At 72.0% G+C, this 24110-nt stretch carries 21 protein-coding genes; 10 read left to right on the top strand and 11 right to left on the bottom strand.

Annotated elements, in window-relative coordinates; genetic code table 11:
* Window positions 1-6: 6 nt before the first annotated feature.
* Together AB0F04_RS05945 and AB0F04_RS05950 are read left to right on the top strand one after the other, a co-directional pair.
* Window positions 7-804, top strand: coding sequence for a sugar phosphate isomerase/epimerase family protein (locus AB0F04_RS05945; protein ID WP_362038682.1), 798 nt, complete (start codon window positions 7-9; stop codon window positions 802-804).
* A gap of 241 nt (window positions 805-1045) precedes the next feature.
* On the top strand, window positions 1046-1450 hold the full coding sequence (locus tag AB0F04_RS05950) for a hypothetical protein (protein WP_362038198.1): 405 nt from the start codon (window positions 1046-1048) through the stop codon (window positions 1448-1450).
* Here AB0F04_RS05950 and AB0F04_RS05955 read toward each other — a convergent pair.
* Complete coding sequence (locus tag AB0F04_RS05955) at window positions 1416-2345, bottom strand: EamA family transporter (RefSeq protein ID WP_362038200.1); 930 nt, start codon at window positions 2343-2345, stop codon at window positions 1416-1418. The two genes, AB0F04_RS05950 and AB0F04_RS05955, sit on opposite strands and share 35 nt — an antisense overlap.
* Before the next feature lie 114 nt (window positions 2346-2459).
* Between AB0F04_RS05955 and AB0F04_RS05960 the strand changes: the two genes are divergently transcribed.
* From AB0F04_RS05960 to AB0F04_RS05970, 3 genes are all read left to right on the top strand, one after another.
* On the top strand, window positions 2460-3377 hold the full coding sequence (locus AB0F04_RS05960; RefSeq protein ID WP_362038203.1) for a LysR family transcriptional regulator: 918 nt from the start codon (window positions 2460-2462) through the stop codon (window positions 3375-3377).
* Window positions 3378-3709: 332 nt separating this feature from the next.
* On the top strand, window positions 3710-5539 hold the full coding sequence (locus AB0F04_RS05965) for a glycoside hydrolase family 3 protein (protein ID WP_362038205.1): 1830 nt from the start codon (window positions 3710-3712) through the stop codon (window positions 5537-5539).
* Between the two features lie 113 nt (window positions 5540-5652).
* Complete coding sequence (locus tag AB0F04_RS05970) at window positions 5653-6309, top strand: hypothetical protein (protein WP_362038207.1); 657 nt, start codon at window positions 5653-5655, stop codon at window positions 6307-6309.
* A 29-nt stretch (window positions 6310-6338) separates the two neighbouring features.
* On the opposite strand, the gene AB0F04_RS05975 is transcribed toward AB0F04_RS05970, so the two are convergent.
* The 5 genes from AB0F04_RS05975 to AB0F04_RS05995 all read right to left on the bottom strand — a co-directional run bounded on the left by AB0F04_RS05975 (window position 6339) and on the right by AB0F04_RS05995 (window position 13612).
* Window positions 6339-7766, bottom strand: a complete 1428-nt coding sequence (locus tag AB0F04_RS05975) for a S28 family serine protease (protein ID WP_362038209.1) — start codon at window positions 7764-7766, stop codon at window positions 6339-6341.
* Between the two features lie 94 nt (window positions 7767-7860).
* Window positions 7861-8265 carry a Rid family hydrolase gene (locus AB0F04_RS05980; protein WP_362038212.1) on the bottom strand — a complete coding sequence of 135 codons (405 nt, stop codon included), beginning with the start codon at window positions 8263-8265 and terminating at the stop codon, window positions 7861-7863.
* Between the two features lie 140 nt (window positions 8266-8405).
* A complete protein-coding gene (locus AB0F04_RS05985; RefSeq protein ID WP_362038214.1) occupies window positions 8406-8798 on the bottom strand; it encodes a hypothetical protein in 393 nt (130 codons plus the stop codon).
* A gap of 109 nt (window positions 8799-8907) precedes the next feature.
* The gene (locus AB0F04_RS05990; protein WP_362038216.1) at window positions 8908-12627 is read right to left on the bottom strand and encodes an ABC transporter ATP-binding protein; all 3720 of its coding nucleotides are present in this window, start codon (window positions 12625-12627) and stop codon (window positions 8908-8910) included.
* 133 nt (window positions 12628-12760) lie between these two features.
* Window positions 12761-13612, bottom strand: a complete 852-nt coding sequence (locus tag AB0F04_RS05995; protein ID WP_362038218.1) for a serine hydrolase — start codon at window positions 13610-13612, stop codon at window positions 12761-12763.
* Window positions 13613-14041: 429 nt separating this feature from the next.
* Here AB0F04_RS05995 and AB0F04_RS06000 point away from each other — a divergent pair, with 429 nt between their 5' ends.
* The 3 genes from AB0F04_RS06000 (at window position 14042) to AB0F04_RS06010 (ending at window position 16535) form a co-directional block, all read left to right on the top strand.
* Window positions 14042-14629, top strand: coding sequence for a hypothetical protein (locus AB0F04_RS06000; RefSeq protein ID WP_362038220.1), 588 nt, complete (start codon window positions 14042-14044; stop codon window positions 14627-14629).
* A gap of 178 nt (window positions 14630-14807) precedes the next feature.
* The gene (locus AB0F04_RS06005; RefSeq protein WP_362038222.1) at window positions 14808-15413 is read left to right on the top strand and encodes a hypothetical protein; all 606 of its coding nucleotides are present in this window, start codon (window positions 14808-14810) and stop codon (window positions 15411-15413) included.
* A 315-nt stretch (window positions 15414-15728) separates the two neighbouring features.
* Window positions 15729-16535 (top strand): endonuclease, encoded by an 807-nt coding sequence (locus AB0F04_RS06010; protein WP_362038224.1) that lies wholly within the window; start codon window positions 15729-15731, stop codon window positions 16533-16535.
* Window positions 16536-16575: 40 nt separating this feature from the next.
* On the opposite strand, the gene AB0F04_RS06015 is transcribed toward AB0F04_RS06010, so the two are convergent.
* The 3 genes from AB0F04_RS06015 to AB0F04_RS06025 all read right to left on the bottom strand — a co-directional run bounded on the left by AB0F04_RS06015 (window position 16576) and on the right by AB0F04_RS06025 (window position 19460).
* Window positions 16576-18267 carry a thiamine pyrophosphate-binding protein gene (locus AB0F04_RS06015; RefSeq protein ID WP_362038226.1) on the bottom strand — a complete coding sequence of 564 codons (1692 nt, stop codon included), beginning with the start codon at window positions 18265-18267 and terminating at the stop codon, window positions 16576-16578.
* Entirely contained in the window at window positions 18264-19244 is a 981-nt protein-coding gene (gene speB / locus AB0F04_RS06020) for an agmatinase (protein WP_362038228.1), read from the bottom strand. Before speB ends, AB0F04_RS06015 begins: the two co-directional genes overlap by 4 nt.
* A gap of 66 nt (window positions 19245-19310) precedes the next feature.
* The gene (locus tag AB0F04_RS06025) at window positions 19311-19460 is read right to left on the bottom strand and encodes a hypothetical protein (RefSeq protein WP_362038714.1); all 150 of its coding nucleotides are present in this window, start codon (window positions 19458-19460) and stop codon (window positions 19311-19313) included.
* Window positions 19461-19583: 123 nt separating this feature from the next.
* Between AB0F04_RS06025 and AB0F04_RS06030 the strand changes: the two genes are divergently transcribed.
* Both AB0F04_RS06030 and AB0F04_RS06035 read left to right on the top strand, forming a co-directional pair.
* Window positions 19584-21074, top strand: coding sequence for a helix-turn-helix domain-containing protein (locus tag AB0F04_RS06030; protein WP_362038230.1), 1491 nt, complete (start codon window positions 19584-19586; stop codon window positions 21072-21074).
* 117 nt (window positions 21075-21191) lie between these two features.
* Complete coding sequence (locus AB0F04_RS06035) at window positions 21192-21980, top strand: phosphatase (RefSeq protein ID WP_362038232.1); 789 nt, start codon at window positions 21192-21194, stop codon at window positions 21978-21980.
* Here AB0F04_RS06035 and tesB read toward each other — a convergent pair.
* Entirely contained in the window at window positions 21973-22854 is an 882-nt protein-coding gene (gene tesB / locus AB0F04_RS06040) for an acyl-CoA thioesterase II (RefSeq protein WP_362038234.1), read from the bottom strand. The genes AB0F04_RS06035 and tesB overlap by 8 nt on opposite strands.
* A 35-nt stretch (window positions 22855-22889) precedes the next feature.
* On the bottom strand, window positions 22890-24047 hold the full coding sequence (locus AB0F04_RS06045) for an acyl-CoA dehydrogenase family protein (RefSeq protein WP_362038236.1): 1158 nt from the start codon (window positions 24045-24047) through the stop codon (window positions 22890-22892).
* Between the last annotated feature and the right edge of the window lie 63 nt (window positions 24048-24110).

Consider the following 24110-nt stretch of genomic DNA (forward strand, 5'->3'; position numbering starts at 1 on the left):
AATCAGATGACGGTGAAGCAGCTGTCGCTGCCGGAACTGGCCGACGGCTGCGCCCGGCTGGGCATCCGCAACGTGGGGCTCTGGCGCGAGCCGGTGCAGGCGCACGGCCTGGAGGCCACGGCGAAGCTGGTGCGGGACGCCGGGCTGACGGTGACGACGTTGTGCCGGGGCGGGTTCTTCACGGCGATCGACCCGCAGGAGCGTGCGCAGGCCCTGGCCGACAACCGCCGCGCGATCGACGAGGCGGCGACGCTGGGCACGGACACGCTGGTCCTGGTCTCGGGCGGTCTCCCCGCGGGCTCCAAGGACCTGCACGGCGCCCGCGAGCGCATCGCCGACGCCCTGGCGGAACTGGGCCCGTACGCGCAGCGGCACGGCGTCCGCCTGGCCATCGAGCCGCTGCACCCCATGTACGCCTCGGACCGCTGCGTGGTGTCGACCCTGGCGCAGGCCCTGGACCTCGCCGAGCGCTTCCCGGCGGACCAGGTCGGTGTCACGGTCGACACGTACCACATCTGGTGGGACGACACCGCGCCCGCGCAGATCGCCCGGGCCGGTGCGGGCGGCCGCATCCACTCCTTCCAGCTCGCCGACTGGACGACTCCTCTCCCGGAGGGCGTCCTCACCGGCCGCGGCCAGATCGGTGACGGGTCGATCGACATGCGGGAGTGGCAGGACCACGTCGAGGCGGCCGGCTACACGGGCCCCATCGAGGTGGAGCTGTTCAACGACGTCCTGTGGGCACGTGACGGCCAGGAGGTCCTGGCCGAGACGGCGAAGAGGTTCACCGAGCACACCCGCTGACCCGGCTCCCCGCCAGGCCGCTGCCCCGCCCCGCCGACCAGGGAGGTGGGGCAGCGGCACGTCCGGGCCCGCGTGCCTGGCGCCAAGTGCCTTGTCCGGACCCACGCGCCGCGGGGTCAGATGGCTTGCCTCGGACCCGCGCCCCGGGGCCAGGCGGCCTGCCCCGGACCCGCCTCCCCCCCGGGGTCAGGCGGCCTGCCCTGGCCCCGCGGGGCCCGGCCTGGGCAAACCGCAGACGACGGTGGCGGCGAGCATCTTCCAGCCGGACGGCACGGAGACCTTCGACATCACGGCCGGGAACCCCAGGGGCGTCACCCGGAGCTCCCCGGCCCTGTCCCGGCTGCCGAACGGACGCTTCCTGATGGCGTGGGTCGAGGAGAGCGCGGACACGCACGACACCGTGCCCACGGTGATGGCCAAGGTCTGCTCGGAGAGCCAGGGTTCACTCGGTGACCCGGTGCGGGTCAGCACGGCGGACCCCGGGCGGCGGTCCCACACCTGCGCCGCGACGGCCTTCGGCAACGGCCCCGAAAGCGTGCTGATCACCTGGGACGACGACAGCCACCCGGACGACGACACCGGCTTCGGCGTACGGGCCCGCACGTTCCACGTCAGCCCGCCCGGGATGCTGGTCGAGGCGTCCTAGGGACCGCCGCCGTCGGGTCCGAAGTCGCCTGCGGTGCGGCGCGGCGCGGGGTGAGGGACGCCAGTCCCACCCCGCCCACCAGAAGCGCCGCCGCGCACCACCGCAGCGGGCTCACCGGCTCGCCCAGGAACAGGAACGCCGACGACATGCCGAAGACCGGGACCAGCAGGGAGAACGGGGCCACCGTGGAGGCGGGGTGGTGGCGCAGGAGGAAACCCCACGCGCCGAAACCGAAGACGGTGGTGATCCAGGCGACGTAGAGGACGGTGCCCGCGCCCTGCCAGTCCAGGGCGCGCAGGGCCGCCAGGTCGCGTGTGGGGCCCTCCGTGAGGAGGGAGAGGGCCAGCAGGGGCAGGACCGGGACCGTGCTGACCCAGACCATGAAGTTCAGGGCGTCGGGCGGGGACGCCTTGCGGGTGAGGACGTTCGACGCGCCCCAGCACGCCGCCGCCCCGACGACCAGGGCGAACGCGCCGAGCGGGCCGGAGGTGCCCTCGTCCACGGCCGCCACGGCGATGCCGGCCAGGGCGATCAGCATGCCCAGCAGACGGACGCGGGAGGGCCGTTCGCCCAGGGTCAGGGCCGCGACGGCCGCCGTGAACACCGCCTGGATCTGCAGGACCAGGGAGGACAGGCCGGCCGGCATGCCCGCGTCCATGCCGACGAAGAGCAGGCCGAACTTCGCCACGCCGAGGACCAGGCCGACCGCCACGATCCACTTCCACGCCACCTTCGGGCGGCCCACGAGGAACACCGCCGGGAGCGCCGCCGCGAGGAAGCGCAGGGCGGAGAAGAGCAGGGGCGGGAAGTGGTCCAGGCCGATCTCGATGACCGTGAAGTTGACGCCCCAGACGGCGGCGACCAGGACGGCGAGAGCGAGGTGTGACGGGCGCATGCCGTGAGCATCACCCCGGGCGACCGTGAAGCACCAGCGATGATTGCTGCATGGTTGGATGAAGCGGCGCTTAGCAAATACCGGAGCGGCCCGCTCGACGGAAAGGGGCACCCCGTGCTCGACCTCCAGCGACTGCGTGCCCTGCACGCCGTCTCCGTGCACGGCACGGTCGGCGCCGCCGCGCTCGCGCTCGGGTACACGCCCTCCGCGGTGTCCCAGCAGATCGCCAAGCTGGAGCGGGAGACCCGGACCGTTCTGCTGGAGCGGGAGGGGCGGGGTGTCCGGCTCACCGACGAGGCCCGTCAACTGGTGTCGGCCGCGCAGGAGTTGCTGGCCATCGTGGAGCGCGCCGAGACCGAGCTGGAGGAGCGTCGGGGCCGGCCTTCGGGGCGGCTGACCGTCGCCGCGTTCGCGTCGGCGGCACGTGGACTGATGCCGGGGGTGCTGGCCGAGCTGGGCCGCCGGCATCCCGCCCTGGACGCCCGGCTCTCGGAGGTCGACCCGCACCTGTCCGTCGACCTGGTGGCGAAGGGGGCCGTCGACCTCGCCGTCGCGCACGACTGGGACATCGCGCCGCTGCCCGCCCCGCCGGGCCTGGAGCAGGCGGTCATCGGGAACGACCTGTGCGATCTGCTCGTCCCCGAGGGGCACCCCTTCGCCGGGCGGGCCGCCGTACGACGGGAGGAGCTGGGCGGGGAGCGGTGGATCTGCCAGCCGCCGGGGCGGGTCTGCCACGACTGGCTGCTGCGGACGCTGCGCACGGCCGGGCACGAGCCGGACATCGTCCACCAGGCCGACGAGAATCCCACCCTCGTCGCCCTGGTCGCGGCCGGGCTCGGGGTCGCGCTCATCCCCCGGCTGGGGCGCGGTCCGCTGCCCGCCGGCGTGGTGGAGGTGCCGCTCGACCCGATGCCGGTGCGGCGGCTGTACGCGCTGTGGCGGACGGGGGCGGCCCGGCGTCCGGCCATCGCGGAAACCGTACGGGTGCTCGGTGAGCAGTGGCCGGACGTGGCGGCTCATCCGCCCCGTTGACCTGCTGCTTCCCCCTGCGTCCCGACTTGCGGAAATCCGGGCCGAGCCGGGAACCCGGAGCGGACCGGCCCCGTCCCATCGCAGGCCTCCGGAGAGTCACCACGGTGCGGTGTCGGCCCTCGCCACTGGCTGCGATCGCCGACCACCCTCTCCGCCGTACCGCGGCCGGCGGCACCCGCCGCCATCGGCGCACCCCCCTCCACCGCGCCGGTGGCGGCCCCTTCCGCGGTTGCTGCGCGTTGTCTTGACTGGCAGAAACTTCCCGGATATTCGTGACTTCTTGGAAGTTTCCTTCAGTGGATCCGAGCGGATCACCTCCGGAAGGGGCGCACGTGCACGACACCGGCACGGGAAGCACGGGAAACACCGCTCAGCCCTCCAGACGTACCGTCCTCGCCGCCACGGCCGGCGTCACCGCCGCCCTCGCGGCCCCCGGGCCCGCGCAGGCCGCCCCGGACGACCGCCGACTGCGAGCCGCCATCTCCCGCATGACGCTCCAGGAGAAGGTCGGCCAGCTCTTCGTCATGCGGGTCTACGGCCACTCGGCCACCGCCCCCGACCAGGCCGACATCGACGCCAACCTCAAGGAGATCGGGGTCCGCACGGCGGCCGAGCTGGTGGGGAAGTACCGGGTCGGCGGCATCATCTACTTCACCTGGGCGCACAACACCCGCGACCCGCACCAGATCGCCGAGCTGTCCAACGGCATCCAGAAGGCCTCCCTCGAACTGCCCCGCGGGCTGCCGGTGCTCATCTCCACCGACCAGGAGCACGGCATCGTCGCCCGCGTGGGCGAGCCCGCGACGCTGTTCCCGGGCGCCATGGCCGTGGGCGCGGGCGGGTCACGCTCCGATGCGCGCACCCTCGGGCGGATCGCGGGCGCCGAGCTGCGGGCGATGGGCATCCGGCAGGACTACTCCCCCGTGGCCGACGTGAACGTCAACCCGGCCAACCCGGTCATCGGCGTACGGTCGTTCGGCGCCGATCCGCTGGCCGTGTCCGCGCTGGTGGCGGCCGAGGTCTCCGGGTACCAGAGGTCCGGGGTCGCCGCGACCGCCAAGCATTTCCCCGGGCACGGGGACACCAACGTCGACAGCCACACCGGCTTCCCCACCATCACGCACAGCCGGGAGCTGTGGGAGAGGCTCGACGCGCCGCCGTTCCGGGCGGCGATCGCCGCCGGCATCGACTCGATCATGACCGCGCACCTGATGGTCCCGGCCCTCGACGACTCCGGCGACCCGGCCACCCTCTCCCGCCCGATCATCACCGGCATCCTGCGCGAACGCCTCGGCTACGACGGGGTCGTGGTCACCGACTCCCTCGGCATGGAGGGCGTACGGACCAAGTACGGCGACGCCCGGGTGCCGGTGCTCGCGCTGAAGGCGGGCGTGGACCAGCTCCTCAACCCGCCCGACCTGGACCTCGCGTGGAACGCCGTCCTGACGGCCGTACGCGAGGGCGAGCTCACGGAGGCCCGGCTCGACGCATCGATCCTGCGGGTGCTGCGGCTGAAGTCCGGTCTCGGACTGTTCCGTTCGCCGTACGTGAGCCACGACGGGGTGGACCGGACCGTCGGGACCCGGGCGCATCGGGCCGCGGCCGACCAGATCGCCGAGCGCACGACCACACTGCTCGTCAACGAGGGACGGCTGCTGCCCCTGTCGCGGCGCCGGCACCCCACGCTACTGGTGGTCGGCGCTGATCCGGCCTCGCCGTCGGGCACGACCGGCCCGCCCACGGGCGTGCTCGCCGGCGCGCTGGGCGAACTCGGCTTCACCGCCACGGCCCTGTCGACCGGCACGGCCCCGTCCGCCGCGACCATCGCCAAGGCGGTCGCGGCGGCGCTGGAGGCGGACGCGGTGGTGGCCGCCACCTACAACGTCACCGCGAGCAGCAGCCAGAAGACGCTGGTGGAGCAGTTGGTGGCGACCGGGAGGCCGGTCGTGGCGGTGGCGATCCGCAATCCGTACGACGTGGCCCGGCTGCCGTCCGTGCGGGCCTGTCTGGCCGCCTACTCCTGGACCGACGTCGAACTGCGGGCCGTCGCACGGGTGATCGCCGGGCGGGTGAGGCCGCGCGGGAAGCTGCCGGTGCCGGTGCAACGGGCGGATGATCCGGAACAGGTGCTGTACCCCATCGGCTACGGGCTGTCGTACTAGACGTACGCCAAAAACCGTGCGCACCACCCCCAACGTGCGCAAACCGTCCAGTGTGCCTGGCGTGTGCCCGCTACGGCGGGTCACGCTGGGCGAGCACACTCGGGGGGTCGGCGATGCGTCAGCGAAGTCTTGTGGGGGTGGTCTGCGGGCTCCTGGTCCTGATCGGCGCGCTGCTGACCGGCTGCCAGAGTCCGTCGGGAGGCGTGGCGGAGGACGGCCGGCTGGGCGGACCGGCGGCCGGCAGGACCGCCACGGCGTCGCCGGTGCCCACCCGGCCCGCCGGGTACGGGGCGGTGTTCCTCGCGGTCGGCGAGTGCTCCTCGTTCGGTACGACGAGCTTCACCGAGGTGCCGTGCACCGGTGAGCGGGCGGCGGCCCGGGTCGCGGCGCGGCACGACGGCACGGTGCGGGACGGGCCGCGCTGCCCGTCGGACACCGACTTCGTGCTGCACATCAGCGAACAGCGGTCCGCGTCCGACGAGGACGGCGACGGGGTGGTCCCGCAGGGCTACGCCTGTATGCGCAACCTCCAGCCGCCGCACCCGGGTGACCCGGGCGGCGGGGGCGGACCCCGCACGATCGTCGGCGACTGCGTCTACGACTCCGGCGAAGGGCAGGTGCGCGAGACCGCCTGCGACGGCACGGGCGAACGACGGCCGCAGTACAAGGTGGTCCGGGCGGTCGCCGAGCGGGCCGACTGCCCCGGCCCGACGGCCCTGTACGTCCGGCTGGGCGGGAAGCGGCCCGTGGGGTGCGCCCGGCCGCTGTGAGCGGCCGGGCGCTGCGGCACGCGGGTGCCTTACGGGCGCAGCGTCATCTCACGCTGCACGTCCCGCTTGTCGAGCTTGGCGTCGAACTTCGCCAGCGGCTTGGCCGCCTGCGGGTCGGCCTGCACCGCGCCGGGGGCGACGCCGGCCCAGTCGAGGATGCGGGCGGTGGCGAGGGCCTTCTGCTCGGGCACGAGACCCGCGACGTTGGCGCCGTGGTTCATGCCGGGGGCGGTGAAGACGTAGGAGTCCTTCGCGCCCTTGCCGACGCGGAACGGCTCCGCGCTCCACGGGTCGTTCTGCCCGTTGACGAACAGCATGCGGCGGGCGTTGTGCCGGACCCAGGTGTCGATGTCCCGCATCGCCTGCGGCTGGAACCTCATGGGGATGTCCCGGGGGACGAAGTTGCGGGGCGGCTGGTAGCCGTAGCGGATGTACTGCTTCTCGACGTGCGGGAAGTGGATGGTGGGCGCGCCGAGCTGGGTGCCGGCCTGGTAGTAGTACGGCGTGTAGGTGGTCAGGCCCTGGTCGGCGTAGGCGGAGAAGCCGGCGATCGTGTCGACGGAGTCCCAGATCTCGTCGTCGGTGGCGTTCTTGGCGTCGGCCGGGATCTGGTCGCAGTCGGACAGCAGGCTGTACTGCCAGAAGCCCCACACGTAGTCGAGGACGGTGGCCTCGTAGGCCTTGTCCAGGCTGCCGATGGTGGTGAAGGTGAGGCCGTTCTCCTCGGCGTAGGCCGCGTACTTCTTCTCCAGCGGCTCGCGGCGCACCAGCGCCTCGCGCTGCACGGCGTTCAGCCGGTCGCGGCACTCCTTGGTGCCCACACGGGCGAAGAAGCGGTCGTAGGCCGAGTCCTCGTTGTTCACCACGTCGTTGGGGGCGACGTAGGCGACGACGCCGTCCATGTCCCGCGGGTAGAAGCGCTCGTAGTAGGTGGCGGTCATGCCGCCCTTGGAGCCGCCCGTGGAGATCCACTTCTTGCCGTAGATGCCCTTCAGCGCCTTGAAGACGCGGTGCTGGTCGCTGGCGGCCTGCCAGATGTCCAGCTTGGACCAGTCCGCCGGGGCGGGCCGGGACGGGGTGAAGAAGCGGTACTCCAGGGAGACCTGGTTGCCGTCCACGATCTGGGTGGGCTCGCTGCGGCGGGGCGTCGTGGAGACGTTGTAGCCGCTGGTGAAGAACACCGTCGGGCGCGAGACGTCCTTGTGCAGCACGGTGATGCGCTGCTGGAACGTGCCCTTGGAGGGCTTGTGGTGGTCGACCGGCTGCGTGTAGTTCAGGACGAAGAAGCGGTAGCCGGTGTACGGCTTCTCCTCCACCAGGCTCATGCCCGGTATGGAGAGCAGTCTCTCCTTGATGTCGGTGGTGCCGGCGGCGTCGGCGGCGGTGGCCGCTCCCGCCGTGCCCAGTGTGCCTATGAGCACCGTGAGCGCCAGCAGCCATCTGAGCGCCTTGCGCATGCGCACTCCCCTGTGAGACAGATGTGCGCCGGAAGCTAGCGGACCAACTCACCGGAGCACCAGGGGACATGGGGAAAACCCTGTGTGCGCCTGCCTAGGGGTGTGCGTCGAGACGCACGAGCGCGCCGATCTCCACGAGCTGGTCCGGCAGCGCCAGGTCGGAAACACCCATGACCGTGCCGGCAGGCCGGTGCTCCCCGAAGTACTCGGCGTGGAGACGCGCTGTCGTGTCGAAGTTATCCCGCAGGTTTCTCACCAGCACCGTGGTCTCCGCTGTCTGGCTACGCTCGGCCCCGAACTCCCGCAGCACCAGGTCCAAATTCTCCAGCGTGGTGCGGACCTGCAGTTCGAAGTCGCCTGCGCCCACGAAGTTGCCGTCGCGGTCATGGGACAACTGTCCCGACACGTAGACCGTGTCACCGACCCGGGTGGCCTGGCTGTAGCCGTACAACGACTCCCACGGCACACCGAAACCGAATGTCTCCATCTGCGAACCCATGACCCACTCCTCTGAAGACAGTGCGCGGGCCCGTCAGTTGCTGCCGGGCCCTCGCTCGCAGAAGTTACCGGTTCGTGCAGACGATGCTTGTCCGGCAGTGAAGTCGACGTGTTCTCCGCGCGCACGGAATGGAGCCTCGGTCAGCACAGGATCCAGCCGGAGCTGAACTTCCCCCGGCCGACCCGGCCCTTGAGCCAGACGCAGCGGCGCCCGGCGTGCACGATCACCGGGCCCGCGTGGTGGGCGTACGTGCCCTGGTCCACGACCGGCCGGTTGCCGCGCGCCTGCACGCTCACCGACATCGTGCGCCTGGCGCCGGGCTTCTTGGTGAGGGTGACGGCGCAGACGTAGCCGCCGCGCTTGTAGACGAGCACGGTCCCGGTGGAGAACGGCAGGGTGCGGACCTTGCGCCCCGGGCAGAGCGCGTACGTCGCGGCCTGTGCCTCGCCCGGGGCCGCGACGGCGAGCAGCCCGGAGGCGGTCAGCACGGCCAGCCCGAGCGCCAGCCGCCGGCGTATCGCTCCACTGTGCACTGTCGTCCTCCCGTACCGCGTCCCCTTGCGACCATCGGCGTACATCTGTACGGACGCATGACGTATGTCGGACGGTTGCACGAGCGTTATGAAAGCGCGCTCACCGCTCTCAGCGGGACGCGCCGACCGGCTCCTCCGGCTCGGCCGCGCCGATGAACGTCCGCCACAGCTCCGCGTACCGCCCGCCGCGCGCGAGCAGCTCGTCGTGCGTGCCGTCCTCGGCGACCCGGCCGTGGTCCATGACGACGACCCGGTCGGCGCGGGCTGCGGTGGTCAGACGGTGGGCGACGACGAGGGTGGTGCGGCGGCCGGCCAGCCGGTCGGTGGCCTGGTTGACCTGGGCCTCCGTGGCCAGGTCCAGGGCGGCCGTGGCCTCGTCGAGCAGCAGGACGTCCGGGTCGACCAGCTCGGCGCGGGCCAGGGCGATCAGCTGGCGCTGCCCGGCGGACAGGTTGCGGCCGCGCTCGGCGACCTCGTGGAGGTAGCCGCCCTCCAGGGTGGCGATCATGTCGTGCGCGCCGACCGCGCGGGCCGCCGCCTCGACCTCGGCGTCGGTGGCGTCGGGGCGGCCGTAGGCGATGGCGTCGCGGACGGTGCCCTGGAAGAGGTACGCCTCCTGCGGGACGACCCCCAGCCGGTGCCGGTACGAGGTGAGGTCGAGGGCCCGCAGGTCGGTGCCGTCGACGGTGACCCGGCCGCCGGTGGGGTCGTAGAAGCGGGCCACGAGCTTGACGAGGGTCGACTTGCCCGCGCCGGTCTCGCCGACGAAGGCGACGGTCTGTCCGGCCGGGATGCGCAGGTCGACCCCGCCGAGGGCCTCTTCGTCGGTCCCGTAGGCGAAGTGCACGTCCTCGAAGGCGATGTCACCGCGCAGCGACAGCACCTCCCGGGGTTCGTCGGCGGACTTCGTCGACGTCGGCTCCCTGAGCAGCTCCTGGATGCGGCCCAGCGACACGGTCGCCTGCTGGTAGCCGTCGAAGACCTGGGAGAGCTGCTGCACGGGCGCGAAGAACAGGTCGATGTAGAGCAGGTACGCCACCAGCGAGCCGATGGCGAGGGTCCCGTCGTCGACCCGGGCCCCGCCCACGATCAGCACGGCCGCGGCGGCCACCGACGACAGGAACTGCACGAACGGGAAGTACACCGAGATCAGCCACTGGCCCCGGATGCGGGCCGCACGGTAGTCGGCGCTGCGCTCGGTGAACCGCCGCCCGCCGTCCCGCTCGCGCCGGAAGGCCTGCACGATCCGCAGCCCGGAGACCGACTCCTGGAGGTCGGCGTTGACCACCGACACGCGCTCGCGGGCCAGCTCGTAGGCCTTCACGCTCGCCCGGCGGAAGAAGAACGTGGCGATGATCAGCGGCGGCAGCGTCGCGAAGACGACCAGCGCGAGCTGCACGTCGATCACCAGCAGCGCGACCATGATCCCGAAGAAGGTGACGACCGAGACGAAGGCCGTGACCAGGCCCGTCTGCAGGAACGTCGACAGCGCGTCGACGTCGGTCGTCATGCGGGTCATGATCCGGCCGGTCAGCTCGCGCTCGTAGTAGTCGAGCCCCAGCCGCTGCAGCTGGGCGAAGATCTTCAGCCGGAGCGAGTACAGGACGCGCTCGCCGGTGCGCCCGGTCATCCGGGTCTCGCCGATCTGGGCCGCCCACTGCACGACGACCGTCAGCAGCCCCAGCAGGGCCGCCGCCCACACGGCGCCGAGTGCGGCCTCGGTGACGCCCGAGTCGATGCCGTGCCGGATCAGCACCGGCAGCAGCAGGCCCATGCCGGCGTCGGTGGCCACCAGGGCGAGGCTGATCAGCAGCGGCAGCCCGAAGCCGCGCAGCAGCCGGCGCAGGCCGTAGGAGTCCTCCGGCTGGACGGCCTTCGCCTCGTCGACGTCGGGGACGTCGGTGGCCGGGGGCAGCGCCTCGACCTGGGCGAGCAGCTCGGGGGTGGCGGGGCTCTCCGCGAGGGCGGTGTCCTTGCGCTCGCGGTCGCCGGTCCACAGCCGCGGGGTGACCCCGCGCTCGGCGTCGAACTCGGCGTCCAGCTCGTCCCGGACGGAGGTGTCCTCCTGGGGGCAGGCCGGCTGGGTGTGGCCGGGGGAGACCGCGCCCAGCTCGTCGGGGTCGGTGAGCAGGCGACGGTAGAGGGCGGACCGCTCCTGGAGCTCCTCGTGGGTGCCGAGGTCGGCGAGGCGGCCGCCGTCCAGGACGGCGATGCGGTCGGCGAGGTTCAAAGTGGAGCGGCGGTGGGCGATCAGCAGGGTGGTGCGGCCCCGCATGACGCCCTTCAGTGCCTCGTGGATCTCGTGCTCGACGCGCGCGTCCACGGCGGAGGTGGCGTCGTCCAGGACCAGCAGGCGCGGGTCGCTGAGGATGGCGCGGGCGAGGGCGACGCGCTGGCGCTGTCCGCCGGAGAGGGTGAGGCCGTGCTCGCCGACGGTGGTGTCGTAGCCCTCGGGCAGCTCGGTGATGAAACGGTCCGCCTGGGCGGCGCGGGCGGCCTTCTCGATCTCCTCGAAGGTGGCGTCCGGGCGGCCGTAGGCGATGTTGTTGCGGACCGTGTCGGAGAAGAGGAACGAGTCCTCCGGGACCAGGCCGATCGCCGCCCGCAGGGACTCCAGGGACAGCTCGCGCACGTCGTGGCCGCCGATCAGGACGGCTCCGCGGCTGACGTCGTAGAAGCGCGGCAGCAGCAGGGAGACGGTGGACTTGCCGGAGCCGGAGGAGCCGACGACGGCGAGGGTCTCGCCCGGGCGGATCTCGAAGCTCAGACCGTCGAGGACCGGGTGGCCGTCGTCGTAGCCGAAGGAGACGTCGTCGAACTCGACCGTCGCGGGGGCGTCGGCGGGCAGGTCCTTGTGGCCGTCCTCGATCGACGGCTCGGTGTCGATCAGCTCCAGGACGCGCTCGGTGCCGGCCCGGGCCTGCTGGCCGACGGTGAGCACCACCGCGAGCATGCGGACCGGGCCGACCAGCTGGGCGAGGTAGGTGGAGAAGGCGACGAACGTGCCGAGCGTGATGTGCCCGCGCACCGCGAGCCAGCCGCCGAGGGCCAGCATCGCGACCTGGCCGAGCGCGGGGACGGCCTGTAGGGCCGGGGTGTAGACCGAGTTCAGGCGGATGGTGCGCAGCCGCCCCGCGAACAGGCGGCGGCCGACCTCGCGGAGCTTGCCGGTCTCCTGTTCCTCCTGGCCGAAGCCCTTCACCACGCGTACGCCGCTGACGGCACCGTCGACCACGCCCGCGACGGCGGCGGCCTGGGCCTGGGCGTACCAGGTGGAGGGGTGCAGCCGGGTGCGGCTGCGCTTGGCGATCCACCACAGGGCGGGGGCGACGGCCAGCGCGACCAGGGTGAGCGGCACGGACAGCCACGCCATGATCACCAGGGAGATCAGGAAGAGCATGAAGTTCCCGATGGTCATCGGGAGCATGAAGAGCAGGCCCTGGATCAGCTGGAGGTCGCTGGTGGCGCGGCCGACGACCTGGCCGGTGGACAGCTCGTCCTGGCGGCGGCCGTCGAGCCGGGTGATCGTGCCGTACATCTCCGTCCGCAGGTCGTGCTGGACGTCGAGGGCGAGGCGGCCGCCGTAGTAGCGGCGGATGTAGGTGAGGACGTAGACGACCAGGGCGGCGGCGATCAGGAGGCCGGCCCAGGTGGTCATGGACCGGGTGTGCTCGCTGATGACGTCGTCGATGATCACCTTGGTGATCAGCGGGACGAGGGCCATGACGGCCATGCCGGCCAGTGAGGAGCCGAGGGCGAGTACGACGTCCTTCGGGTGGCGCCACGCGTAGGCCCACAGTCGTCGTGCCCATCCCCGTTTCGGTGTCACGCCGGTACCTTCCAGTCGTCCTGCTCTGCCGGAAGGCACCAACGCGATCGGGAGCCGTTTTCATCCCGCCGTAACGTTTTCGATTCCTGTTCGAGTGTCGTGGGCGGCGCGGTGAGGGGCGGGCCGGACCCGGTCAGCTCGCCGCCAGGTCCTTGTGGATGACCTTGGCCACGGCCTGGATGGTGGCGATGCCGTAGTTCATCGTGCTGTTGCCGTGGGTCAGCACGGTCATCACGTAGTCGTGGCCGCCGCCCTTGAACGCGCCGACGCTGTGCACCCGCCACCCGTTGGTGGAGCGCTGCAGCCAGCCGTTCTTGACGGCCACCGTGACACCCGAGGGCACTCCGTACGGCGTGCCCCAGCGCTGGGACGACACGACCTGGCCCATCAGCTTGAGGATGTAGGCCCGGGAGTTGTCGCTCAGAACCGCGTTCTTGGCGGTGAGGAGCTTCAGCAGCTTCTGCTCGTCGGTGACGGTGATCTGGGTCAGGCCCCAGTAGCCGTTGGCGCCGGGCTTGGTCTGCGTCATGCCGGCGGCCGCGAGGAAGTTCTTGATCTTCGTCATGCCGAGCTGCCTCCACAGGGTGGAGGTCGCCGCGTTGTCCGACTTGGTGATCATCGCCTTGGCGAGGGTGTTCTCGCGGTCGGTGAGGTACCGGTTCGACTTCTTCGCGTCCCACAGCAGCGTGGCGAGGACGGTGACCTTGACGACGCTGGCCGAGTCGTAGGCGGAGCTCGCGCGCAGAGTGCAGGTGGTGTTGGTGCTGCGGTCGTAGAGGCCGACGGCGACCGTGCCCTTGCGGGTGGCCAGCGCGGCGGTGATGTCCTTCGTCAGCTTGGTGGCCAGCCCGGCCTTGGCCGACGTGCAGGTCACGGCCGGAGTGGCGGCGGAGGCGGGCGTGGCGGCGGCCGTGAGCGGTACGAGCACGCCGGTACCCACGGCCGCTGCCAGCACTCGCGCGCGGCGGGATATCCCAGAAGTCATGCACCCCTTGACTCGCGGAGGTGGCCGAAAGGTTGCACGGACGACGAGAGCTTGTACGAGTCGTTATCGGGAGCCGCCCGGCTTCACAGGCGGCGCACGGCTTCTGCACAACGGCTCACACCAGGACCCCGGCACGCCGCGGGGACCTCGGCCGCCGAACCCCGGCCGCCGACCGCCGGGTTGTGACCGGCCCGGCCCGAGGATGCCACCGCCGCGACGCGTAGTCCCCTGACCGCGCCGCCCGCGATCCTCACCGTGGCTGCGGTGCGCCACTCCTCAGCCGATCCGTCATAACCCCGCATGATCGAACGGCCCCCGACTTCCCGGCCGACGCCGTCCCCCCGTCCCCGATCATGGTCCCCGGTGTCCGGCGAACGGGTGAAGGGAAACGCAGCGGTGGGCTACTGCCTGGAGATGAGCACCGGCGACATGAGAACGGTGGTGCGGCTGCTCACGGCGGTGGAGCGGACCGAGCAGCAGGAGCGCACGCTCGCCCGGGTGCGCACGGAGTGCCGGCGGACCGACGCCCGCTTCCGGGAGCAGGGCATCACCTTGACCGTCTCCATCAGCCGGGCCCTGGACGAGCTGATCGACGGCACCCCGAGCACCGACCCCTGCCCGGCCTACAGCTACGCCTTCTATCAGACCGTGGCGGCGCACTTCTCCGACCCGGCCGACCTCGGCACCTGGCGCCGGCCGGCCTGGTTCCACGCCATGGACGACGAACTGGCCCGGCACGGCGTACCGTCCGACCTGCTCCCGGGTGCGTTCCTGTTCAGCGGTCCGCCGCTGCGGCTGCCGCACCCCGGCGACGCGGTGCCCTCGATCGGCACCCTGCCCGCCCCGCGGGCCGCCGCCCTGGCCGACGCCTACGCGCGCGTGCTCGACCGCCTCGACCCCGAATTCCGGGGCCCGGCCCGCCGGTTCGCGGACGCCCTGCGCTTCGAGGCGCGGGAGTGGGAGGGCGCGCGGCAGCTCGGGACGAATCCCGACACCCTGCTCTTCTGGCTCCACTGACCTCTGCCGGAACTCTTGACGCCGCCCTTCCCGCCGGGATACTTGCGGTCGACAGCGCGCCAACTGCCGCGTCGAACAAGGGCTTTGCGTGTACGGCGGCGCCGCTTGTCCGAGATCCCGAACGTCGTGCGAAGTTTCGCTGGTTTCGCGACGACCACCCCCACTGGAGGATCCGCACATGAGTCCACGCAAGATACTGGTGGCCGCACTCACCGCGGCCCTGCTGACCGGCCCCGGCGTCGTCGCGCAGGCCGCGACCCCCCAGGCGCCGCCCGCCCCCGCCCGGGAACGTACGGCGGCGGCCACCATCACCTGGTCCCTGGTCCGCGCGAGCAACCCCACTGCGGACCAGCGCTCGGCCTACGACCTCATCACGAAGGCCATGAACGCGGCCGTGGCCCGCTACAACAACCTCAGCGACCTGGGCAAAACCCTCACCGTGCGCTACGAACCGGGCGTCCCCACCGCCGACGGCAACCTCAACGGCACGATCCGCTTCGGCAGCAACCGCAGCTACATGAACGAGCGGACGGCCCTGCACGAGATCGCCCACACCATCGGCGTGGGGCTCAGCGGGGGCTGGTCCCGCCTCGGCGGCAGCGGCACCTGGACCGGCGGCCAGGCCACCGCGCTGGTCAAGCAGTACGACGGCTCGGGCGCCAAGATCTCCACCGGCGGCGGCCACTTCTGGCCCTACGGCTTGAACTACGACAACGAGTGGTCGGGCACGGCGGCCGACCGCCACGTCCGCATCGTCGCCGCGATGGTCCGCGACGGCCTGTAGGAGCCACCCCGCGGCGGCCGGCGCTCCGCCAGGGTGCGTCGGCGCGAACATCCGCGGCACGGCCGGGAGCAGGGCCACCGAGGGCCCGGGCGCGTCAAGCGCCTTCGCCGGGTCCTGCTCCAGTCGGCCGACCCGAACCGAACGGCCTCCGACCCACCCGTGGGGGACTGTTTTGGTACGTCAACTCGCGTAGAACACGCCCGACTTGCCGCTTTCCGTCATCTGATTGCCATGTCGGATTCATTTACACGGCCGCATGTCCATGTCACTCTCCCGATTGCCGCCCCCGATCAACCCGCGTAGATGGGACCCCACATGCTGGCGACAAGACGGATACGCCGATGGAAGCCCGTGGCTCTGGCCACGGCCGCCGCCCTGGCCGGCCTCACCGCGTCCACCCTGACCGCTACCCCGGCCGCGGCCACGACGACCGCGTACGACACGACGTACTACAAGAACGCGGTCGGCAAGACGGGCACCAGCCTCAAGTCCTCCCTGCACACCATCATCAGCAGCCAGACGAAGATCTCGTACTCCGCGGTCTGGAACGCCCTCAAGGTCACCGACCAGGACCCGAACAACAGCAACAACGTGATCCTGCTGTACAGCGGTGTCTCACGCAGCAAGTCCCTCAACGGCGGCGACCTCGGCGACTGGAACCGCGAGCACACATGGGCCAAGTCCCACGGCGACTTCGGCGAGGTGACCGGCCCCGGCACCGACCTGCACCACCTGCGCCCCGCGGACGTGCAGGTCAACAGCATCCGCGGCAACAAGGACTTCGACAACGGCGGCAGCACGGTCAGCGGCGGGGGCGGCAGCCTCACGGACTCCGACTCCTTCGAACCGCGCGACGCCGACAAGGGCGACGTGGCCCGCATGATCCTGTACATGGCCGTGCGCTACGACGGCGGCGACGGCTTCGCCGACCTCGAGCCGAACGAGAAGGTCGACAACGGCAGCGCCCCTTACATGGGCAAGCTCTCCGTCCTCAAGCAGTGGAACGAGCAGGACCCGCCGAGCGCCTTCGAGGAGAAGCGCAACCAGGCCATCTACGACACCTACCAGCACAACCGCAACCCGTTCATCGACCACCCGGAGTGGGTCGAGGCGATCTGGTAGCGATCACTGTGAAGGTTGTCGCGCCCGGCCGACCCGGTGATCAGTCCGAGCCCAGGTGCGTCGGCGCGAACATCCGCAGCACGGCCGGGAGCAGGACCACCGAAGGCCCGGGCGCCTCGAGCGCCTTCGCCAGGTCCTGCTCCAGGTTCTCCGGGGTCGTCCGCACCCCGGGGACGCCGAAGGACTCCGCCAGGGCCACGTAGTTGGGCCGGGACAGTTCCGTCGCCGTCGCCTCGCCGAACGCGTCGGTCATGTACTCGCGCAGGATGCCGTAACCGCCGTCGTCGACGATCAGCCAGGTGACGTTCAGGTCGTACTGGCGGGCCGTGGCCAGCTCGGCGATGGAGTACAGGGCCCCGCCGTCACCGGAGACGGCGAGGACCGGTCGGGTCGGGTCGGCCGCCGCCGCGCCGAGGGCGGCGGGGAAGGCGTAACCGAGGCCGCCGGCGCCCTGCGCGGAGTGCATGTGGTTGGGGCCCTTGGCGTCGAAGGCCGACCAGGCCCAGTACGCGAGGATCGTCATGTCCCAGAACGACGGGGAGTCGGCGGGCAGCGCCCTGCGGACCGAGGCCAGCACGTCCTGTTCGAGGGTGAGTTCCTGGGCGGCGATGCGCTCGCCGACCTTCGCGAGCACGTCCCGTACCCGCTCCGGGGCCGCCGGGTCCTGTCGTTCGGTCACCGTCTCCAGCAGCGCCTGCAGCGCGAGGCGGGCATCCGCGTGGATGCCCAGCGCGGGGTGGTTGGACTCCAGCTTGCCGAGGTCCGCCTCGATCTGGACGACCCGGCCGCGCGGCTTGAACGTGTGGTAGTTCGAGGAGAGTTCGCCGAGCCCCGAGCCGACGACCAGCAGGACGTCGGCGTCCTCCAGGAAGTCCGTGGTGTGCCGGTCCTCGATCCACGACTGGAGCGACAGCGGGTGCTTCCAGGGGAACGCGCCCTTGCCGCCGGGCGTGGTGACGACCGGGGCCCGGAGCCGTTCAGCCAGCTGCTTCAGCTTGCCGGAGGCGTCCGCGCGGACCACTCCCCCGCCCGCGATGATCGCCGGGCGGGCCGCCCTCGACAGCAGATCGGCGGCCACGGCGGTCAGTTCGGGGCGCGGCGGCAGCTCCTCGGGGAAGGCGTCGCCGCCGGTGACGACCGGGATCGCCGTCTCGGCGAGCAGCACGTCCTGCGGGATCTCCACCCACACCGGACCGTGCGGGGCGCTCAGTGCCGACGTCCAGGCGGCCTCGATCGCGGAGGGGATCTGCGACTGGGTGCGGACGGTGTGCACGGACTTGACCACGCCCCGGAACGAGGCGGCCTGGTCCGGCAGTTCGTGGAGGTAGCCGTGCCGGCCACCGCCGAGGCCGGCCGTCGGGACCTGGCTGCTGACGGCCAGCACGGGCGCGGAGGCCGCCGCCGCCTCCTGGAGAGCGGCCAGGGAGGTCAGGGCGCCCGGCCCGGTGGACAGCAGCAGCGGCGCGGCCTCACCGGTGATCCGGCCGTAGGCGTCCGCCGCGAACCCGGCGTTGTTCTCCACCCGCAGGCCGATGTACCTCAGGTCCGAGCGGCGCAGGGCGTCGAACATGCCGAGCGCGTGCTGGCCGGGCAGCCCGAAGACGGTGGTGGCGCCGAGCCCGGCCAGCGTCTCCACGACCAGGTCTCCGCCGGTGCGGCCGGGAGGAGGGTTGAGGGCGGCCTCCGTCTGGGCGGGCGTGGGGCGGAGCACCAGGTCGTGGTCGTGAGTCACTTGGTTTCCGAGTCCTTCCGGGCCGCGGCGATCTGGCGGGACATGATCGTGGTCAGTTCGTACGCCGTGTGGGACGCGGCCACCGACGTGATCTCGGCGTGATCGTACGCGGGGGCCACCTCGACCACGTCCGCGGAGACCAGGTTGCAGGAGGCCAGCCCGCGCAGGATCTCCAGCAGTTCGCGCGAGGTCATGCCGCCGGCCTCGGGGGTGCCGGTGCCGGGGGCGTGGGCCGGGTCGAGGCAGTCGATGTCGATGGAGATGTACAGCGGCCGGTCGCCGATGCGCTGGCGCAGCTGGTCGGCGACCTCGTCGGCGCCGCGCCGGTAGACGTCGGCCGAGGTGACGATGCCGAAGCCCATCTTCTCGTCGTCGGTGAGGTCCTGCTTGCCGTAGAGCGGGCCGCGGGTGCCGACGTGGGACAGGGCGGAGGTGTCGAGGATGCCCTCCTCGACCGCGCGGCGGAACGGGGTGCCGTGGGTGTACTCGGCGCCGAAGTAGGTGTCCCAGGTGTCCAGATGGGCGTCGAAGTGCAGCAGCGCCACCGGACCGTGCTTCTTCGCGACCGAGCGCAGCAGGGGCAGCGCGATGGTGTGGTCGCCGCCGAGCGTCATCAGGCGGGCACCGGTGCCGAGCAGGTCGTCCGCGGCGGCCTCGACGGTCTCCACGGCCTCGTTGATGTTGAACGGGTTGACCGCGATGTCGCCTCCGTCCGCGACCTGGGCGAGGGCGAAGGGGGAGGCGTCCTGCGCCGGGTTGTACGGCCGCAGCAGCCGGGACGCCTCGCGGATCGCGTTGCCGCCGAAGCGGGCACCCGGCCGGTACGAGACGCCCGAGTCGAACGGCACGCCCACGACCGCGACATCGGCCCGGCCGACCTCGTCCAGCCGGGGCAGCCGGGCGAAGGTCGCGGGTCCGGCGTACCGCGGGACGCGGGAGGAGTCGACGGGCCCGCGCGGAGTCTCGTTGCTGCTCATGAAGTAATGCCTTCTTTCCTACGCTTCATCGCGTGTGTACTGCTATGCACTGCTTGTTCTATGACTCTACTGGGGAGCCGGGACCGGTTCGGACGCGAGTTCGGGAGATCGTCCGGCGAGGCGCTCGCGCCAGGCGGCGAGGACGGCGGTGTCGGTGGCCGGGGTGACCAGGGAGACGGCCAGGTGCACGACGATGACGGCGTAGTCGACGGCCATGAGGGCCTCCTTCGGTCGGTGTCGCCGGCGGGTGACGAGGACCGACCTTAGGTGGCCGGAAAGGGACTGCGAAGTGTACGTTTCATCCATTCGAGCCGGTGCCGGATGGAGGGAACGCACACCATGCCGGACCCCGGGGTTCCGCCCACCCCACCCGTCCCGCTGACCGCGCTGCTGGCCCGCGAGGACCTGGGCCTGCGGCAGCTCGCCGGACCGCCCGCCGAGGCGGTCGTCCTGCACTGGGTGCACACCTCGGAGATGGCGGACCCGTATCCGTATCTGCTGGGCGGCGAGCTGCTGCTCAGCGCCGGCGTGCACATCCCCGGGGCGGCTGACTCGGGTGACTCGGGGACCTCCTACTTCGACGACTACGTCTCCCGGATCGTCGCGGCGGGCGGCGCGGCCCTCGGCTTCGGGGTGGCGCCGGTGCACGACACCGTGCCGGAGGCCCTGGTCGCGGCCTGCGGCGCGCACGGCCTGCCGCTGCTGGAGGTGCCGCCCCGCACCACCTTCTCGGGCGTGGCCCGGGCGGTCTGGCAGCTCATGGCCGAGGCCCGTCTGGCCGAACTGCGCCGCGTGACCGAGGCCCAGCGCAGCCTCGCCGCCGCCGCGTCCCGCCCGGACCCGGTCCCCTCGGTGCTCCGTCAGCTGGCGCAGCGGCTGGGCGGGCGGGCGGCGCTGTACGGGCCCGAGGGGGCGGAGATCGCGGGGGCGGGCCGGGAGCCCGGGGACGAGGTGCGTGCGGCTCTGGCACGGCTGGCCCAGGTGGTACGGCCGGCCGGCGGCCCGGGTGAGCGCCCCGCTCCCGCCTCCGCCACCGACTCCGCCGCCGGTGTCCACCTCGCCGCCTACGGCCTGGGCACCGGGCACGGCTTCGTCCTCGGGGTCGCCGCCCACCGGCGTGCCCCCGGCGACCACACCGTCGCCTCCGTCGCGGCCGTGCTGCTGTCGCTGCTCACCGGCGAACAGCAGAGCGGCACCGGAGCCGCCCGGTCCTCAGCGCTCGTGCGGCTGCTGCTGGGCGCGCCGCCCGAGGAGGTCGCGGGGTTGCTGGGCGACGGGCCGTGGCTCGTGGTGCACGCCCGGCCGGACGGGGACGGCGCCCCCGACCCCGTCGCGGGCTCCGCGCTGGGCGCCGCGCTCGGATCCGCCCTGGTCGACGCGGCGGGCGACGTCGTGCGGGTCCTGGTCCCGGCCGGCCGGGCACCGGACCCGCTGCCGGGCTGGACCCTGGGCGTCAGCGCCGCCGTCGCCCCGCACGACTGGCCCGCGGCCGACACCCAGGCCGCCCGCGCCCTGGCCCGGGCCCGCGCCACCCGCTCCCCGCTGCTGCGGCACAGCGCGCGCCCCGCCCTGGCGGACCTGGTCCCGACCGGGGAGGCGGCGGCGCACGCCCGCGCCGTCCTCGCCCCCGTCACGGCCCACCCCGCGCTCACCGAGACCCTGCGCACCTGGCTGTCCCTGCACGGCAGCTGGGACCGTACGGCCGTCGCCCTGTCGGTGCACCGCAACACCGTGCGCCAGCGCGTCGCCCGCTGCGCGACGCTGCTGGAGACGGACCTCGACGACCCGGACGTACGGATGGAACTCTGGTTCGCGCTGCGGCACGTCTGAGTACGTGAGCGGGGGTCCCGCTGAGCATGTGAGCGGGGTCCCGCCGAGTACGTGACGCACGTCCCAGCGCTCGATACGCCAGGGACGCCCCCTGTCGGCTGCCTCACAATGGATGCCATGCCGATACCCGGGACACCCAGCCGCGCCGAACTCGTCGAACACCTCGTCAGGACGCGCATCGCGGGCGACGTCGCCACCCCCCGCGAGAACAACCTCTCCCACTACCGCAAGCTGGCGAACAGCGACCGCCACTACTGGCTCGGGCTGGAACTCGGCGACCGGTGGAACGACGAGCAGGACGTCCTCGCGGTGATGGCGGAGCGGGTCGGCGTGAACGACGACCCCGAACACCGGTACGGCCAGGACACCATCGACCCGGAGCTGACCGTCGACGGTCTGGAGCGGATGGCCGGGCGGCTGCGCAAGGCGGCGGACGGCCGGCAGCGCGTCCTCTTCGCCACCGGCCACCCCGGCGGCCTCCTCGACGTGCACCGCGCGACCGCGGCGGCGCTGCGCGCGGCGGGCTGCGAGATCGTCGTCATCCCGGACGGACTGACGACCGAGGAGGGCTACGTCATGCAGTTCGCGGACGTGGCGGTCCTGGAGCACGGCGCCACCCTGTGGCACACCCACTCGGGCGAACCGATGAAGGCGATCCTGACGGCCCTGGAGCGCGCGGGGCGCCCGCTGCCCGACCTGGTCGTCGCCGACCACGGCTGGGCCGGCTACGCGGGACAGCACGGCGTGGACTCCGTCGGCTACGCCGACTGCAACGACCCGGCCCTCTTCATCGCCGAGGCCGAGGGCACCGTGCAGGTGACGGTTCCCCTCGACGACCACGTGATCAGCCCCCGCCACTACGACCCGATGACGGCGTACCTCCTCGCGGAGGCGGGCCTCAGCTAGGGCCCCGCCCGCGCGGGACGCGGACCACGCCCTCCTGGATCACGGTGATGGCCAGCCGCCCGTCCTGCGTGTAGATCCGCGCCTGCCCCAGTCCCCGGCCGCCGTACGCGGACGGGGACTCCTGGTCGTACAGCAGCCACTCGTCGGCGCGGAACGGCCGGTGGAACCACATCGCGTGGTCGAGCGAGGCCCCGACGACGTCCCCGACGGCCCAGCCGCCGCGCCCGTGCGCGAGCAGCACCGAGTCGAGCAGCGTCATGTCGGAGACGTAGGTGGCCAGGACGACGTGCAGCAGCGGATCGTCCGCGAGCTTGCCGTTGGTGCGGAACCACACCTGCGAGTGCGGCTCGCGCGGCTCGCCGAACCGGCCGTAGGGCGGCTCGTCGACGTACCGGAGATCGACCGCGGCCCGGGCCTCGAGGAACTTCTCCACCACACCGGGGTCGAGGTGCCGGTACTCACGCAGCCGCTCCGCACCGGTCGGGAGGCTCTCGGGGTCGGGCGAGGCGGGCATCGGCTCCTGGTGGTCCAGCCCGTCCTCGTACGTCTGGAAGGACGCCGAGAGGTGGAAGATCGGCTTGCCGTGCTGGACGGCGACCACCCGGCGGGTGGTGAAGGAGCGGCCGTCGCGTATCCGGTCGACGGTGTAGACGATGGGCGCGCCGGGGTCGCCGGGGCGCAGGAAGTACGCGTGCAGCGAATGCGCGGGCCGGTCCTCGGGGACCGTGCGCCCGGCGGCGACGAGCGCCTGGGCCGCGACCTGCCCGCCGAAGACCCGGGGGACGACGGCGGACCGGGACCTGCCGCGGAAGATGTCCTCCTCGATCTGCTCGAGGTCGAGCAGATCGAGGAGGCTCTGGAGTGCATTGCTCATGGCAACTGTTGTACCGGCCAATGACTACGGTCGGCTTACAGGCCCATGTTCTTCGCGATGATCGACTTCATGATCTCGCTGGTGCCGCCGTAGATGCGGTTGACGCGGTTGTCCGCGTACAGGCGGGCGATGGGGTACTCGTTCATGAAGCCGTAGCCGCCGTGCAGCTGGAGGCAGCGGTCGATGACGCGGTGGGCGACCTCGGTGCAGAACAGCTTCGCGGAGGCGGCCTCGGCGGGGGTGAGCTCCCCGGCGTCCAGGGCCTCGGTCGCGCGGTCGGCGACGGCCTCGGCGGCGTCCACCTCGGCCTGGCAGGCGGCCAGTTCGAACTTGGTGTTCTGGAAGGACGCGACCGTCTTGCCGAAGACGGTGCGGTCCTGGACGTACTGCTTGGCGAACCGCACGGCGGCCTTGGCCTGGGCGTAGGCGCCGAAGGCGATGCCCCAGCGCTCGGAGGCGAGGTTGTGGCCGAGGTAGTAGAAGCCCTTGTTCTCCTCGCCGAGGAGGTCCTCGACGGGCACCTTGACGTCGACGAAGGCCAGCTCGGCGGTGTCGGAGGTCTTCAGGCCGAGCTTGTCGAGCTTGCGGCCGACGGAGTAGCCCTCGGACTTGGTGTCGACGGCGAAGAGGGAGATGCCGTGGCGGCGGTCCTCGGCGGTCGGGGCGGAGGTGCGGGCGCAGACGATCATGCGGTCGGCGTGGACGCCGCCGGTGATGAAGGTCTTGGCGCCGTTGAGGACGTAGTGCGTGCCGTCCTCGCTGAGCTTGGCGGTGGACTTCATGCCCGCGAGGTCGGAACCGGTGCCCGGCTCCGTCATCGCGATGGCCCACATCTCCTCGCCGGAGACGAACTTCGGCAGGAACCGCTTCTTCTGCTCGTCGGTGGCGAGCATCTTGATGTAGGGCAGGGCGAGCAGCACGTGCACACCGGAGCCGCCGAAGGCGACGCCCGCACGGGCGGTCTCCTCGTACAGCACGGCCTCGAACTTGTGGCTCTCCAGGCCGGCGCCGCCGAACTCCTCGGGCACGTTGATGCCGAAGATGCCCAGCTCACCGAGCTTGTAGTAGAAGTCGCGGGGCGCCTGGCCCGCCGCGAACCACTCGTCGTACACGGGTACGACCTCGGCCTCGATGAAGGCGCGAAGGGTCTCCCGGAACGCCTCGTGATCCTCGTTGAACACCGTACGGCGCACGCCGCCACCTCCAGGACTCCGCATGTCTAAGCGCTTGCTCAGCCCAAGATACCGGCGGGTATC

Origin of the sequence: Streptomyces sp. NPDC029041, assembly GCF_040637515.1 — a bacterium.
Lineage (GTDB): Bacteria > Actinomycetota > Actinomycetes > Streptomycetales > Streptomycetaceae > Streptomyces.

Excerpts from the sequence above, each read along its gene's own strand:
- AB0F04_RS06030 (WP_362038230.1), top strand. The coding sequence starts at position 19,584 with ATGCCGGACCCCGGGGTTCCGCCCACCCCACCCGTCCCGCTGACCGCG.
- speB (WP_362038228.1), bottom strand. The coding sequence starts at position 19,244 with ATGAGCAGCAACGAGACTCCGCGCGGGCCCGTCGACTCCTCCCGCGTC.
- AB0F04_RS06035 (WP_362038232.1), top strand. The coding sequence starts at position 21,192 with ATGCCGATACCCGGGACACCCAGCCGCGCCGAACTCGTCGAACACCTC.
- AB0F04_RS06000 (WP_362038220.1), top strand. The coding sequence starts at position 14,042 with ATGAGAACGGTGGTGCGGCTGCTCACGGCGGTGGAGCGGACCGAGCAG.
- AB0F04_RS05955 (WP_362038200.1), bottom strand. The coding sequence starts at position 2,345 with ATGCGCCCGTCACACCTCGCTCTCGCCGTCCTGGTCGCCGCCGTCTGG.
- AB0F04_RS05995 (WP_362038218.1), bottom strand. The coding sequence starts at position 13,612 with ATGACTTCTGGGATATCCCGCCGCGCGCGAGTGCTGGCAGCGGCCGTG.
- AB0F04_RS05970 (WP_362038207.1), top strand. The coding sequence starts at position 5,653 with ATGCGTCAGCGAAGTCTTGTGGGGGTGGTCTGCGGGCTCCTGGTCCTG.
- AB0F04_RS06010 (WP_362038224.1), top strand. The coding sequence starts at position 15,729 with ATGCTGGCGACAAGACGGATACGCCGATGGAAGCCCGTGGCTCTGGCC.
- AB0F04_RS06025 (WP_362038714.1), bottom strand. The coding sequence starts at position 19,460 with ATGGCCGTCGACTACGCCGTCATCGTCGTGCACCTGGCCGTCTCCCTG.
- AB0F04_RS05980 (WP_362038212.1), bottom strand. The coding sequence starts at position 8,265 with ATGGGTTCGCAGATGGAGACATTCGGTTTCGGTGTGCCGTGGGAGTCG.
- AB0F04_RS06005 (WP_362038222.1), top strand. The coding sequence starts at position 14,808 with ATGAGTCCACGCAAGATACTGGTGGCCGCACTCACCGCGGCCCTGCTG.
- tesB (WP_362038234.1), bottom strand. The coding sequence starts at position 22,854 with ATGAGCAATGCACTCCAGAGCCTCCTCGATCTGCTCGACCTCGAGCAG.
- AB0F04_RS05975 (WP_362038209.1), bottom strand. The coding sequence starts at position 7,766 with ATGCGCAAGGCGCTCAGATGGCTGCTGGCGCTCACGGTGCTCATAGGC.
- AB0F04_RS05945 (WP_362038682.1), top strand. The coding sequence starts at position 7 with ATGACGGTGAAGCAGCTGTCGCTGCCGGAACTGGCCGACGGCTGCGCC.